This window comes from Pseudoalteromonas sp. MQS005 (genome assembly GCF_001661605.1).
In the GTDB taxonomy this organism is placed as follows: domain Bacteria; phylum Pseudomonadota; class Gammaproteobacteria; order Enterobacterales; family Alteromonadaceae; genus Pseudoalteromonas; species Pseudoalteromonas tetraodonis.
The window spans coordinates 1-14738 of sequence record NZ_LYRQ01000009.1 but is presented as its reverse complement, the minus strand read 5'-3'; the positions used below and the strand labels follow the sequence as shown (position 1 = coordinate 14738).

15 protein-coding genes are annotated in these 14738 nt (G+C 42.2%); 2 read left to right on the top strand and 13 right to left on the bottom strand.

The window, feature by feature from the left end; all coding sequences use genetic code 11:
• Positions 1-5 precede the first annotated feature (5 nt).
• The 11 genes from A9479_RS05005 to yceD all read right to left on the bottom strand — a co-directional run bounded on the left by A9479_RS05005 (position 6) and on the right by yceD (position 8890).
• A complete protein-coding gene (locus A9479_RS05005; protein ID WP_064662859.1) occupies positions 6-920 on the bottom strand; it encodes a DNA polymerase III subunit in 915 nt (304 codons plus the stop codon).
• A gap of 1 nt (position 921) precedes the next feature.
• Complete coding sequence (tmk, locus tag A9479_RS05000) at positions 922-1548, bottom strand: dTMP kinase (RefSeq protein ID WP_016899838.1); 627 nt, start codon at positions 1546-1548, stop codon at positions 922-924.
• Between the two features lie 5 nt (positions 1549-1553).
• Complete coding sequence (mltG, locus tag A9479_RS04995) at positions 1554-2540, bottom strand: endolytic transglycosylase MltG (RefSeq protein WP_033102707.1); 987 nt, start codon at positions 2538-2540, stop codon at positions 1554-1556.
• Complete coding sequence (gene pabC / locus A9479_RS04990; protein WP_064662858.1) at positions 2540-3331, bottom strand: aminodeoxychorismate lyase; 792 nt, start codon at positions 3329-3331, stop codon at positions 2540-2542. Before pabC ends, mltG begins: the two co-directional genes overlap by 1 nt.
• Before the next feature lie 68 nt (positions 3332-3399).
• The gene (gene fabF / locus A9479_RS04985; RefSeq protein WP_008109876.1) at positions 3400-4638 is read right to left on the bottom strand and encodes a beta-ketoacyl-ACP synthase II; all 1239 of its coding nucleotides are present in this window, start codon (positions 4636-4638) and stop codon (positions 3400-3402) included.
• Positions 4639-4907: 269 nt separating this feature from the next.
• On the bottom strand, positions 4908-5144 hold the full coding sequence (acpP, locus tag A9479_RS04980) for an acyl carrier protein (protein ID WP_008109873.1): 237 nt from the start codon (positions 5142-5144) through the stop codon (positions 4908-4910).
• Between the two features lie 250 nt (positions 5145-5394).
• A complete protein-coding gene (fabG, locus tag A9479_RS04975; protein WP_064662857.1) occupies positions 5395-6141 on the bottom strand; it encodes a 3-oxoacyl-ACP reductase FabG in 747 nt (248 codons plus the stop codon).
• Positions 6142-6152: 11 nt separating this feature from the next.
• Positions 6153-7079: an ACP S-malonyltransferase gene (gene fabD / locus A9479_RS04970; RefSeq protein WP_036956225.1), complete on the bottom strand. Its 927-nt coding sequence runs from the start codon at positions 7077-7079 to the stop codon at positions 6153-6155.
• Positions 7080-7132: 53 nt separating this feature from the next.
• On the bottom strand, positions 7133-8173 hold the full coding sequence (gene plsX / locus A9479_RS04965) for a phosphate acyltransferase PlsX (RefSeq protein ID WP_013464695.1): 1041 nt from the start codon (positions 8171-8173) through the stop codon (positions 7133-7135).
• 12 nt (positions 8174-8185) lie between these two features.
• Positions 8186-8356, bottom strand: a complete 171-nt coding sequence (gene rpmF / locus A9479_RS04960) for a 50S ribosomal protein L32 (protein ID WP_008109865.1) — start codon at positions 8354-8356, stop codon at positions 8186-8188.
• Between the two features lie 9 nt (positions 8357-8365).
• Complete coding sequence (yceD, locus tag A9479_RS04955) at positions 8366-8890, bottom strand: 23S rRNA accumulation protein YceD (RefSeq protein ID WP_013464694.1); 525 nt, start codon at positions 8888-8890, stop codon at positions 8366-8368.
• Between the two features lie 131 nt (positions 8891-9021).
• Between yceD and A9479_RS04950 the strand changes: the two genes are divergently transcribed.
• Positions 9022-9618 (top strand): nucleoside triphosphate pyrophosphatase, encoded by a 597-nt coding sequence (locus A9479_RS04950; RefSeq protein WP_064662856.1) that lies wholly within the window; start codon positions 9022-9024, stop codon positions 9616-9618.
• On the opposite strand, the gene A9479_RS04945 is transcribed toward A9479_RS04950, so the two are convergent.
• The gene (locus A9479_RS04945) at positions 9611-10255 is read right to left on the bottom strand and encodes an HAD-IA family hydrolase (RefSeq protein ID WP_064662855.1); all 645 of its coding nucleotides are present in this window, start codon (positions 10253-10255) and stop codon (positions 9611-9613) included. The two genes, A9479_RS04950 and A9479_RS04945, sit on opposite strands and share 8 nt — an antisense overlap.
• Before the next feature lie 11 nt (positions 10256-10266).
• Positions 10267-11226: a 23S rRNA pseudouridine(955/2504/2580) synthase RluC gene (gene rluC / locus A9479_RS04940; protein ID WP_010389627.1), complete on the bottom strand. Its 960-nt coding sequence runs from the start codon at positions 11224-11226 to the stop codon at positions 10267-10269.
• A gap of 770 nt (positions 11227-11996) precedes the next feature.
• On the opposite strand from rluC, the gene rne reads away from it, so the two are divergent.
• On the top strand, positions 11997-14738 hold a 2742-nt coding region (gene rne, locus A9479_RS04930), incomplete at its 3' end, for a ribonuclease E (RefSeq protein ID WP_064662854.1).

Sequence of the window (14738 nt, the reverse complement as noted above, 5' to 3'; positions counted from 1 at the left end):
CCTTTTTATTGGTTGCGTAATGTATACGCTAGTCGTGATACCGCAAGCGGTAAGTTTAGCCCAAGAATTTGTATGTTATTTTGTAAAAAATCATTCAGCGCTTGCTGTGCAACTTGGTAGGCTTCAAAACTCATGCCATTTAAAAGCTGCTGTTTTAACTGCTCACTTAAAAATAAGGTAAAAATACGAACAAGCTCAGGCTGTTTATTTATTATATCGACTAACGCATTGAAATTATGGCTTTGTTTAAACTCAGTTGCAAATTTATAGAGTGTATCAATGCTTTCTAGCTGATTTTGCTGTTGCCATTGCTTTACTTGCAGGGGTTGACTGTAAAACAATGATAACCATGGGTAGTTAGGCACATCTAAAGAACTTAGCCACTGCTGTGCTAGCTGGGTGTTGGTTACTTTGACCTCAGTTTTAGCACAGCGGCTTAAAATAGTCGCTGGTAATTGCGCCGCTTGGCTGGTTGTGAGAATTAAAAACCGGCTGTTACTTGGCTCTTCTAAGGTTTTTAATAATGCATTTGCTGCCGCCGTTGTCATTTTTTCGCAGTTTTCAATAATCGCCACTTTGTTGCCATTTTGCGCTGCCGACTGGTGCATAAAATCGCTTATGCCGCGTATGTCGTCTACACCTATGCTTTGCCCTTCTACTTGAGTAACGCGTTTATCTGGGTGCGTCCCAGCTAGGTTTAACGAGCAGCTTTTACACTGCCCACACGGCGTTAACACGCTATTAGGTGCGCTTAACTGCGATTGTGTATTATGACATAACAAACTGTTAGCTAATTGATCGCTTAGCTCAAACTTGCCTACCCCAATAGGCCCGCAAAATAGCTGCGCGTGATGAAAGCGCTGCGCTTTATAGCTTTGAGCTAAGCGTTGCTCTACATCGTTAAGCCATGGCAATGCCATATTATTTTAATCCTGAAAAAAATGTGCGCAGTACATTGGTAATATCACGGTGTACTTTATCAATACTTTGGTTAGCATCAACGGTTTTAATGCTTTCATCATCGTTTGCCAGTTCTATGTAACGCATACGGGTGCGCTGAAAAAACTCAATGGCTTCTTGTTCAATTCTATCGAGTTCACCCCGCCCTTTTGCACGTTCAAGACCAATAACAGGATCAATATCAAGGTAAATGGTTAAATCGGGTTTTAATCCTTTTAACACCATAGAGGATAACGACGCTAACGTGTTTGCACTAATTCCGCGTCCACCGCCTTGATACGCCTGTGACGATAAGTCGTGACGATCAGCCAATACCCATTGCCCTTGTTCCAGTGCTGGGTTTATTACATTGTGCATTAGCTGTGAGCGAGCTGCGTACATAATAAGTAGCTCAGTTTCAAAGGCGATTTCTTCTTGATGCTCTGCTTTTACTAAGGTACGTAACGATTCAGCCAATGGCGTACCACCGGGTTCACGCACATTAATAAAATCAATATGATGATGGTTTAAAAAGTCTTGGCACAAGGCAATAGCGGTTGATTTACCCGCGCCCTCTAGGCCTTCTATCACAATAAATTTTGGTTTCATAAACACTAATTCTTTTTATTTAAAATATACCGGTTAACCGCCGCATTATGCTGCTTTAATGTGGTTGAAAACTGATGGCTGCCATCGCCTTTTGCTACAAAGTAAACATACTCGCTTTTAGGCGGGTTTACCGCGGCTAAAATCGCTTCTTTGGAGGGCATGGCAATGGGTGTGGGCGGTAATCCGTTAATACGATAAGTATTATACGGTGTGTAATTTCTCAAGTCTTTACGTTTAATATCACCGTCAAAATCTTCGCCTAGCCCATATATTACGGTTGGATCGGTTTGTAAGCGCATATTGGTATTTAATCTATTTATAAATGCCGATGCAATTAACGGACGCTCGCTGGCAAGCGCGGTTTCTTTTTCGATAATAGAGGCCATGATCAGTGCTTCATAGGGGGTATCGTAAGGTAAATCACTTGCCCGTTGCTGCCAAGCATCAGCCAACGTTTGCTGCATTTTTTGCGCTGCTCGTTTTAATAAACTGCTGGCAGTATCATTGCTATGGTAATGATAGGTATCGGGGAATAACCAACCTTCTAGATGGGTTTGCTTACCTATTATTTGCTCGCCAAGTTGCTCAAGTTTTAAATCGTTTTGTAAGTGTGTAGAAGTACTCAGAGTATTTAAAACATCTCTAAGTGCTTGGCCTTCAATAATGGTAAAGCTAAAGCTAATTTGCTGACCTTGGTTAATTTTTTTGATGTTATTAAGCACGCTATCTGAGCTTAATTCGTACAAACCTGCTTTTAAATCGGTCAAGGTTGGGTCGAGCTTAGCTAATATTTGAAAACGCCAACAGTCTTCTACCCACTGTTGCTGCTGCCACTGACGACACAATTTATTAAAGCCGGTGCCTTTTTTAACTTCAAATTGGGTGTTATCGGCTATCTGTAATGGCGTTTGAATTGTTGCCTGTAATTGCTGATAGCCAATCACTGAGCTAAAAAAAGCCAGCAATAATACTGATACTATAACTTTTAACACTAAGCCTCCTTGGCTACTGTTAGTAATGACTGACTGTGAGCAATATCAAAACAGTGCTCGCCTATGCTTTTTACCGGCACAATTTTCATTAAACTATTACATACAAATACCGCGTCTGCTTGGGTAAGCTCATCAACGCTGATAGTTTTAAATTCAATTGCTAATTTATCACATAAAGATTGCAGAAAAACACCTTTAATGCCGCACTCATCAAGCCTGGGGCTAATTACTTTATTATTTTTTATTGCAAAAATATTAGCCGCTGAGGTTTCAATTACATTGTTGTTGTAGTCAAGTACAAGTGCATCATCACTTTGCTCGGCTTGTAGGGCATTTTTAATCAATACTTGCTCAAGCCTATTTAAGGTTTTAAGCCCTGCTAAGTGCGGTTGTAAAGCCAGTTTAATTGGACTGATGGCTAAACTAATTCCTGTCTCGTGTAAGCAGTGATAATGCGCTGGATAAGGTAAAACACTCACAATAATGTTTAAATTACATTCGCTTGGCGGCGCATAGCCTCGCCCGCCCTCGCCACGTGTTACCACTATTTTAAGAACCGCTTGAACCTGTGATGCTATTTGCTGAGTAATGTGCGACTCAAGTGCGCTAAACTCAAGCGCTGGAAATCCTAAACGCTGCGCACATTCAATTAAACGCGCTTTATGATAAACCCAATGCTCAACCTGTCCATCAGTAATAATCGCGGTTGTAAAAAAACCATCGCCATAGTTTAAGCCCCTATCGCGGGTACTTATGCTACTGGTTTCACTTGCTGTTATTATTGTTTGCATATTTTTTTACACATAAAAAAACCCAGTTAAACAACTGGGTTCTTATTGTCGTTCGTTGTTAAAAAAGATTATACCTTTTTAAACAGTAACGAGCCATTAGTACCACCAAAACCAAATGAGTTACATAAAGCGTAATCAAGTTTGGCGTCTCGCGCTGTGTGCGGTACGTAATCTAAATCACACCCTTCATCTGGGTTGTCTAGGTTAATCGTGGGTGTTACTTTTTGCTCGGTCAACGATAAGATAGACACTATCGACTCAACAGAGCCCGCTGCACCTAGTAAATGACCCATCATAGATTTAGATGAGCTTACCATCACATCTTTCGCTGAATCACCAAAAATGGTTTTAACCGCTGAGGTTTCGGCTTTGTCACCCGCGTGAGTAGACGTACCGTGTGCGTTAATGTAGCCAACTTGCTCTGCATTTACTTGCGCATCGTTTAATGCGTTTTCCATAGCCAGTGCTGCACCTGCGCCGTCTTCTGGTGGCGAGGTCATATGGTAGGCATCGCCACTCATGCCAAAGCCAACAAGCTCTGCATAAATTTTAGCGCCACGTGCTTTAGCGTGTTCGTATTCTTCAACAACTACTACACCAGCGCCATCAGAAAGCACAAAACCATCACGGTCTTTATCCCACGGACGAGACGCTGCTTGTGGGTCGTCGTTACGCGTTGAAAGCGCACGTGCGGCATTAAAGCCACCCATACCAATTGGCGTACACGCTTTTTCTGCGCCACCGGCAACCATTGCATCGGCATCGCCGTAGGCAATCATTCGCGCTGCATGGCCAATATTATGCAGGCCTGTGGTACATGCCGTCACAATTGAAATATTAGGACCACGCAAACCGTGCATTATTGATAAGTGACCCGAGATCATATTAATAATGGTAGACGGTACATAAAACGGCGATAACTTTCGTGGACCGCTGTTTAGTAATTTAATGTGGTTTTCTTCGATTAGGGTTAAGCCACCAATGCCTGAACCTACCGCTACACCAATACGGGTTGCGTTTTGCTCTGTTACTTCGAGGCCTGAATCTTGAAAAGCTTGAACACCCGCTGCAATGCCATACTGGATAAATAAATCCATTTTTTTAGCATCTTTTGGCGACATATAAGCCGATGCATCAAAATCATTGATTAAACCAGCGAAGTGAGTACCAAATTTTGATGTATCAAAGTGGGTAATATTTTGAATACCACTTTTACCATCTAATAAGCCTTGCCAGGTTGATTGCACATCATTGCCTAGCGGCGTCAACATTCCTAAGCCAGTTACGACGACACGACGTTTAGCCACGGTTTGCCTCCAATAAGGAATTATTATTATACCAATTAACTTAGCTCAGTTTATTTCAGCGTTAACGCTGTTGCTAGTTATGTTATTAGTATTGGGGATGATCATACCCAAGCTACCTCAAAGTGCGAGTCTCAAACCAATAACCAACGCTGAGCAATAACAACTTAATTGCTGATGATAGGTGAGGGTTTGGAATTGAATCATGTACTTTGAGGTGGTTTGGATATAAAGATTAAAGGCAGCGGATGCTGCCCTTAATTTGCGATTAATTACTCAGCGTGAGCTGTAACGTAATCGATTGCAGATTGTACTGTAGTGATCTTTTCAGCTTCTTCATCTGGGATCTCAGTGTCGAACTCTTCTTCAAGAGCCATTACTAATTCAACAGTATCAAGAGAGTCTGCACCTAGGTCATCAACGAATGAAGCTTCGTTTTTAACTTCTTCTTCTTTAACACCTAGCTGTTCGATGATAATTTTCTTTACGCGTTCTTGGATATCGCTCATTCTTCTTTCCTTTATTAAAAACGCCAATGCGTTATTTTCAGATTGCGGCGTAGTTTACGTCCGATAATTCTCTGATTCAATCTTTTGACCATAAATAATTTGCTGGTCAAACCTCTTGAGTGTTTATTTTATCTTTTATCGCTTATTTTCACAGCGATTTCAAGTATGTTTAAAGCAAGTTTGCGAAAAATTCAATATTTTTTAGCAAACTCATTGGTAATTTGTGGTTTAACTATTTCGCATTGCGAAGCTAAACCATGTACATCGCACCATTTACATGCAAAGTTTCACCTGATACGTACGCAGCGGCGTCAGATGCTAAATAACACACAGCTGCTGCAATCTCATCTGGCTGGCCTAAACGACCCGCAGGTACGTTTGCAAGCGTTGCTGCTTTTTGCTCATCTGTCAAATCATCCGTCATGTCTGTTTGGATGAATCCCGGTGCAACCACGTTAACAGTAATACCACGAGAAGCAACTTCACGCGCTAATGATTTAGAAAAACCGATAACACCCGCTTTAGCTGCCGCGTAGTTCGCTTGGCCAGCGTTACCCATAGTGCCCACTACTGAGCCAATATTGATAATACGGCCGTTCTTTTTCTTCATCATTGGGCGAAGTACCGCTTTAGATAAACGGAAAATAGAGCTTAAGTTGGTGTCGATAATATCGTCCCACTCACTCTCTTTCATGCGCATTAATAAATTATCGCGCGTAATACCGGCATTATTTACTAAAACATCAATATCACCTAAATCGGCTTTAATTGCTGCTAATGTTGCCTCAATTGACCCAGGATCGGTGACGTTAAGCGCATAACCCTTACCGTTATCACCTAAGTATTCGCTAATTTTAGCCGCACCTGACTCGCTTGTCGCTGTGCCCGCTACCTTTGCGCCTTGCGCCACTAAGGTGTTTGCAATCGCTTTACCAATACCACGGCTAGCGCCGGTGATCAGGACAACTTTGCCCTCTAAAGAAAATAAATTACTCATATTATATACTCTTATTTAGCTGTATCGATTGATGCTAGGTCGTTAACTGAGCCACACACCATCGCTTTATCAATGCGTTTTGCAAGTCCTGTTAATACTTTACCAGGGCCAAATTCATAACTTTGCGTTACGCCTTGTGCAACTAATGCTTGCACTGTTTCAGTCCAACGAACTGGGCTGTATAACTGACGTACTAATGCGTCTTTAATTGCATCGGCTGAACCTTCAGCTTTTACATCAACATTATTAATTACATCACACTTAGGTGAATTAAATGTTAAAGCCGCTAAATCGGCCGCTAATTTTTCAGCCGCAGGTTTCATAAGTTCACAATGCGACGGTACGCTGACCGATAATGGTAGCGCACGTTTTGCGCCGGCTTCTTTACAAGCTACTGATGCTCTATCTACTGCATCTTTATGACCGGCAATAACCACTTGGCCTGGCGAGTTGTAATTAACCGGTGAAACAACCTCACCTTGTGCAGACGCTTCACATGCCGCTTTAATTTCGTCATCACCTAAACCAATAATAGCGGCCATAGAACCCACACCCGCAGGGACGGCTTCTTGCATGTATAAACCACGGTTTTCAACCAGTTTTACGGCTTCACTTAGACTGATCACATCGCTACATACTAGTGCTGAGTATTCGCCTAAGCTGTGACCTGCCATGACAACGTCTGCATCTGGATTTGCTGCTAACCAATGACGGTAAATAGCAACGCTTGCTGTTAATAAAGCAGGTTGAGTACGGTGAGTTTGATTTAGTTTTTCTTCTGGACCGTTAAGAACGAGATCTGCTAGGTCGTATCCTAGTGCGGTTGATGCTTCTGCAAATGTGGCTTTTACTATGTCTGAGCTTTCAAGTAGCTCGTTTAACATACCCACAGTTTGCGAGCCTTGACCTGGAAAAAGAAGTGCAATTTTTTGTGCCATAGTTTGCTCTTTTAATTAAACAAAATAAATAATGTATAACACGGCACATCAATTTACTGATTGGCCACCGTGTCTTTAGAATGTGTTTTTTCGAAAATAGCAGCAATTTTATCTGGAAGTTGACGTTCTACTTCTTTCACTGCTTCGTCGATTGCGGCATGAAATGCTTTAGCTGAGGCATTTCCATGGCTTTTAACAACAATACCGCGCAATCCTACCAGAGAAGCGCCGTTATACTGGTCGGGGTTCACTCTTTTATAGAGTTTTTTTATGATTGGCGCCAACATAAACGCCATGCACTTATAAACAACGTGTTTTTCGAGGGCACGGGTGAACTTTTTCATGATAAGTTTGGCAATACCTTCGCAGGTTTTAAGTGCAACGTTACCGACAAACCCTTCACAGACGATAACATCGGCTTTGCCAGAAAAAATATCGCTACCTTCGCTATACCCAATATAATTAATCAGCTCGCTTTGCTGCATTAACTGCGCGGCTTGCTTAATTTCGTCGTGACCTTTAATGTCTTCGGCGCCAATATTTAATAAACTGACTTTTGGGTTATCACACCCGAGTGCTTGTCCTGCCACTACCGAACCCATAATGCCAAACTGATACAGCATTTGCGCATCACAGTGTACGTTGGCACCTAAATCGAGTAAGTAAACAGGATTTTTTCGTTCAGTGGGTACAGCCGATATGAGTGCGGGACGTTTCACTCCTGGAAGCATTTTTAATACGTAATGCGCCATAAAAAATAGCGCCCCAGTATTGCCAGAGCTAACACAGGCTTGCGCTTCACCCGATTTAACTAAATCGAGGGCGACACGCATTGAGGAATCTTTTTTTGAGCGTATAGCAACAGCGGGTTCGCAAGCATTGGTGACAACGTCATTACAATGGCGAATTATTAATCTGGGATGAGAAAGTGAATCGAGTGATTCTAATTGTTTAGCTATTACTTGCTCGTTGCCACATAAAATGAGTTTTAAGTTGGCATTAGCATTTACCGCGGAAACGGCTGCGGGGATAGATGAACGGGGGCCATAATCGCCCCCCATCATATCTAACGCTATGGTTAGATTGGTCAGCATATAAGCAATCTCTTAGTTAGAAATTACTTGAACGCCTTTGTAGTAACCATCTGCAGTCACATGGTGACGACGATGAGTCTCACCAGATGTTTGGTCTACAGTTAAAGTTGGACCACTGATCGCATCGTGTGAACGGCGCATGCCGCGTCTTGCACGAGACTTTTTGCTTTTTTGTACAGCCATAGTCTTCTCCTAAGAATCTTTCTTAAGTTGTTTCAAAATATCAAATGGATTTGGTTTATCATCTTCCGCCTTTAAAACACCAAAGCTGGCAGGCTCTGCTGTATAACTGCATGAAGCTTCGTTGTGGGTAGGCACTAATGGCACTGCTAAAATAAGCTCGTCTTCGATTAACTCAAACACGTCTATTTCACCATTTTCATCAAGTGCTACTTCGTCGTAGCTTTCTGGAAGATCATCTGACTCTGCATCCAAACCGACTGGCGAATACACAAAGTCTTGATCCAAATCCAACCCTAAATCACCATTACAACGTTGACAAGTGACAGTTACGTGTGTGGACAAATTGCCACTAATCACAACTAAACCTTGCTCATCGTTTTTGCAATGAATTTTTACCGCTATTTCACCTACTTCTTCCTGGATAACGCCTCGTAAACGAGGAAGTTTCTCAAGCGGTACAATGCCGTCATACTTTAAACGGTGTTGCGCTGCTTTGCCCGGATGAAGGGTGATGGGAATTTTCACCTTTTGCATAGGGGCTGCATCATATAGATAGTTAGTGGGTTAGTCAAAGTAAAAAACCAATTTTACGTTGTTTTTCACGTGTTTTACTCACGGATCTGATTTATCCTAACTCAATCTGATTTATGCTAGGAAAACATGCCATGAAGCACTCTCTTATATTAGCCTCAAGCTCGCCTTTTAGGCAGTCTTTATTACAAAAATTTAATCTGCCTTTTGAAACGTTTTCGCCCGATGTTGACGAAACGCCTCACAGCAACGAAACACCTAACGATCTTGTTAAACGTTTAAGCGAACTAAAAGCCGCAGCTGCGGTCGAGCATTTTGGCCAAGGCTTAGCGATTGGCTCCGATCAGGTTGCTGTATTTAATGACCAAATATTAGGTAAACCACACAATAAAGAAAACGCCATGAAACAACTCAGCTTATTTAGTGGGCAAACGGTCACTTTTTTAACTGGCTTGTGTGTGTACGATATAGACACTAAGCAAAGCAAAACCCTTGTTGAGCCCTTTAATGTCACTTTTAAAACGTTAACAACGGCGCAAATAAGTGCTTATTGCGATGCAGAGCAACCTTATAATTGTGCAGGAAGTTTTAAAAGTGAAGGCTTGGGTATTTGTTTATTTGAAAAGCTCAGTGGTGATGACCCAAATAGTTTAATTGGTTTACCACTCATTAAACTCAGCCAATTATTGGCTGAGTTTGGCTTAGATGTATTAAGCGCACAAACTAACTAAGTAAAAGTTGTTGCAACTGCTGATAGTTGTCAGCGGTTGCAATAGGCGTAAACTCGTTTAATTGCGCAGCGTTGTGCACGCCCATGGTTACCCCTAGTCTATCCATACCTGCAGCTTTTGCCATTGCCATGTCGATTTGCGTGTCGCCTATCATCAATGCTTCGTCGGCGCTAATAGCCAGCTCTTCAAGTAGTTGATAGAGCATATCGGGAGCGGGTTTTGATTTAGCGTCGTCGCTGGTACGCGTAGCACTAAAAAAGTGACGCAACTGGCTTTCATCTAGAAGGCGTTCCAGTCCTATTCGGCTTTTACCTGTGGCAACCGCCAATATTACGCCTTGATTTTTTAACCCAGTGAGTACCTGTGCAACGTGATCAAACACCGGTGTTGGGGTGGTAACAAGTGCATATTGCTGTTTATACCCTGCAATAAGCGCTTCGTGGTGCTCACTGTAATCAGGAAACAAGGTCGCTATTGCGTTTTCAAGCGACAAGCCAATAATATTTTTACTGGCGGTATCGCTCGGCGGTTCAATATTGAGTAACTGCGCACTTTTGCGGATACAATTAACTATTTTGCTAATTGAATCCATAATGGTGCCGTCCCAATCAAAAATCACCAGCTTGTAGTTTTTCATGGTGGGTGAGATCACGCTTTTGCTGCTCTAAGTTTCACTAAACAGCTTGATAGTGCTTTATCAAGCGGTGCTTCTACTCGCATGGTGGTTTCGTTTTTAGGGTGGTAAAAACTTAAATCATGGGCGTGTAAAAATAAGCGGTTTAAACCACGTTTACGCATTGACTCGTCAAACCCTTGATCGCCATATTTGTCATCACAGGCAATAGCATGACCTTGACACTGAGTATGCACACGAATTTGGTGAGTACGACCGGTTACAGGGGATGCTTGTACTAATGAGCAATCGTTAAAACGCTCAAGCACTTTAAAGCGGGTATGCGACGGTTTGCCCTCGGTATTATCAACACGTACTACGCGTTCACCCGATTTTAGGGTGTTTTTGCGCAAGCCCTCAGTCACATTTTTTGTTTTAGAGTCCCATTGACCCTCAACAAGTGCCCAATAATTTTTTTCCATGGTTTTTTCGCGTAATTGCTCATGCAAGGCAGTCAGCACAGAGCGGCGCTTAGCAATGAGTAAACAACCTGATGTATCACGGTCTAAACGATGCACAAGCTCAAGGCTGCGCTCTTCTGGGCGTAAAACACGTAATGCTTCAATAAGGCCATAGCTTAGGCCACTGCCGCCATGCACAGCCATACCCGATGGCTTGTTAATAACAATCAGGTATTTGTCTTCAAATAGAATATCGTCTTCAAGGCGCGTTACTTTATCGAGTTTTGAAGGGACAAACTCTTCACGCTCTGACACTCTGATTGGTGGTATACGAATAACGTCGTCTAGCTGCAATTTATACACAGGCTTAATGCGTTTTTTGTTTACACGCACCTCACCTTTACGAAGAATTTTGTAAACTGCGCTTTTAGGCACCCCTTTTAAATGGGTAATAAGAAAGTTATCAATACGCTGACCTAGGTGGTCTTCGTTGATAGTGACAAAAGTTACTTGTAAGCCGGTTTTTTCTGACATTGCCTAATCACTGATTTAAGTAAAATAATTTAGTTGCTAACACAGTTATAATAGTGGGATAATCAGCAGCGCAAATATTTAGTATTTGCAAATAACAACGGTGCTTTTTAACACATTAAAACATTCGTGATGCACATTCTGGGTAACCGATCATACAGATCCGAGTTAAGTTTTCCAAAGCTTTTATACATACCCAGTTAACACGTGCGCACAACTAACGGCAATGCGCGTAATATATTGCTGCTTAAGTTTGAACATGAATTGATTTTTAAAGTGATAGTAAAAGCAATGAACAGATAATTTGTCTGATAGTGGCGGCGTAAAAAAACGCCGTTCAGAATTCGCTCAAATATTGTAGTACCGTACAGCAGCTTATTTAGAACTAAAAAAATCTAATAAATAAGCGTTCATTAACATCGGTAGCGATTTTTGCTCATAAAAACGATAACGGTAGTTTTAAAAACGAAACTATGGTTTGAAGCTAAAGAGCCCTACGCACCTAATATGAATGCATTTAATAAGATTGTTATGACAGGCCAACTTCTGGATAAAACGAGTATTGAGCTAAACAGCCGACACGTTTGTATCCCCTTAGAATTTAATAGCGTGATTACACCCTATTGTTTGCCGGCATTTAAAATACTGCTTACTAAATACAGAGCCGTTCCTTTAAAGACCCAGTCGTGAGGCTGCACATTCTAAAAATAGGAACACCTGAACAGGCGAGAAAACATCGTCATGTCAGCGACACAAACTAGTAGAGTAACATTATGAAACGTATGCTAATCAATGCAACGCAGCAAGAAGAAATGCGCGTAGCACTGGTTGACGGCCAGCGCCTATATGATTTAGATATAGAAAGCCCAGGTCACGAACAGAAAAAAGCCAATATTTACAAAGGTAAAATCACACGTATTGAACCATCTTTAGAAGCAGCATTTGTTGATTACGGTGCTGATCGTCATGGTTTCCTTCCTTTAAAAGAAATTGCCCGTACTTACTTCCCGCAAGGTTACACCTTTCATGGTCGTCCGAATATTCGCGACGTGATCAAAGAAGGTCAAGAAGTTATTGTACAAGTTGATAAAGAAGAGCGCGGCCAAAAAGGGGCAGCACTGACTACCTTTATCAGCGTGGCAGGTAGTTATTTAGTGCTTATGCCTAACAACCCTCGCGCTGGCGGTATTTCTCGCCGTATCGAAGGTGATGAGCGAACTGAACTTAAAGAGTCGCTAAGCCGCTTAGAACTACCAAAAGGTATGGGCTTAATTGTACGTACCGCAGGTGTTGGTAAGTCGTTTGAAGAACTAAACTACGATTTAAAAGCATTATTAGTCCACTGGGAAGCCATTCAACAAGCGGCAGACAGTGCAAAAGCACCATTTTTAATTCACCAAGAAAGCAACGTAATTTTCCGTGCAATTCGCGATTATTTACGTCGTGACATTGGCGAAATTTTAATTGATAAGCCTCGTGTTTTTGAAGAAGCTAAAGCGCACATAGAGCGTTTTCGTCCTGATTTCATGAGTCGCGTTAAGCTTTATCAAGGTGATACACCGTTATTTACACATTACCAAATTGAAAGCCAAATTGAGTCTGCGTTCCAACGTGAAGTGCGCTTACCTTCAGGTGGTTCTATTGTAATTGACCCTACTGAAGCACTTACCTCTATCGATATCAACTCGTCTAAAGCAACAAAAGGCGGCGATATTGAAGAAACAGCGCTTAACACCAACCTAGAAGCGGCAGATGAAATTGCACGTCAACTTCGTTTACGTGATTTAGGTGGCTTAATTGTTATCGACTTTATTGATATGACACCTCCACGTCATCAACGTGAAGTAGAAAACCGCTTAAAAGATGCTGCTCGCCCAGATCGTGCGCGCGTACAAATTGGTAAAATTTCTCGCTTTGGCTTACTTGAAATGTCGCGCCAACGCCTACGCCCTTCACTAGGCGAAGCAAGCCAAGGTGTTTGTCCACGTTGTAGTGGTCAAGGTACAATTCGTTCTAACGAATCAATCGCATTGTCTATTCTTCGTTTAATTGAAGAAGAAGCGATTAAAGACAACACTGCTCAAGTTAATGCTCAAGTGCCTGTTGCTGTTGCCGCTTATTTATTGAATGAGCAACGTCGTAGCGTTCACCGTATTGAAAAGCATCATAAATGTGATGTAGTGATTATTCCTAATCAACACATGGAAACACCTCACTACGAAGTAATGCGTCTACGTAAAGATGAAACGCTTGAAACTGTAAGCTACGAGCAAGTTGTTGCGCCTGAGCCTGAAGCATTTGAAATGTCTAAATCGCCAGCGGCACCTGTTCGTGAAGAGCCGAAGCTTAAAGGCGTCGTTATGCCTTCAACGCCTGCTCCACAAGCGGCCGCAAAAGCTGCGCCGGTAGTAGAAGCAAAAGCTGAAATTGGTTTATTTGCCGCATTAGGTAAATGGATCAAGTCGTTATTTGGGTCTGATACTGAGCAAAAATCAGAAAAACAGACTGAAAAGCAATCGCAAGATCGCCCTAGTAATAACCGTGGTAATGATAATCGTCGTCGTAATAACAACCAACGTCGTCGTAATAATAACCCTCGTAATAAACCGCGTAACGAACGTACTGCAGACGCTGAAGCTAAAAATGAGTCGGCGCCTGTAAATGATACGCAAGAAAAGAATGAGAATCGCAATAAGCGCCGTCGTAATTCAAATACGCGTAAACGTCCTGAGCATAAAACTGAAGATAAAACGCAAGTAAAAGCAGAGGCAACTCAAAATACGGATACTGCAGTTAAATCTGATAAGAATGCTGAGCCAAAAGAGCAAAAGCCTAAGGTACGTCGTCAACGTCGTAATTTACGTAAAAAAGTTCGCGTACAAGACGAAAGCACAGAGCAAGTTCAAATAACTGAGCAAGCTGTTGAGCAACCAGTGGTTAAAGAAGACAAGCCACAAGTGAAAGAGCAAGCTCCTGTTGTTGAAAAGCAAGCGCCGGTATCTGATGAAAAAGCACCTGCACCTGCTAAAGAACAAGCTGAGGCTGTTGTTGATGCAAACGATAACGTGGCAACACAAGATGAAGAGCAAGAGCAAACACGTACTCGCTCACGTCGTTCACCGCGTCATCTTCGTGCATCTGGCCAACGTCGTCGTCGCCCTGAAGGTGAAAACGCGCAAGAGAAGTCTGATGAAGCGCCTGCTTTCATTCCAGTTGCGGATCAAGCCGCTGCTGAATACGAAGCAGAGCTAAAAGCAAAAGCACATAAAACGGCCGTTGATGCCTCTGATGCAGTTGAACAAAACATTGTTGAAGAAGAATTAGCGAAAGTTGAAGAGCCTGTAAAAGCTGAAGAACCAGTAAAAACTGAAGAACCAGTGAAAGCTGAAGAACCAGTAAAAGCTGAAGAACCAGTGCAAGCTGAAGAACCAGTGCAAACTGAAGAGCCAGTGCAAGCTGAAGAACCAGTGAAAGCTGAAGAACCAGTGAAAGCTGAAGAACCAGTGAAAACTGAA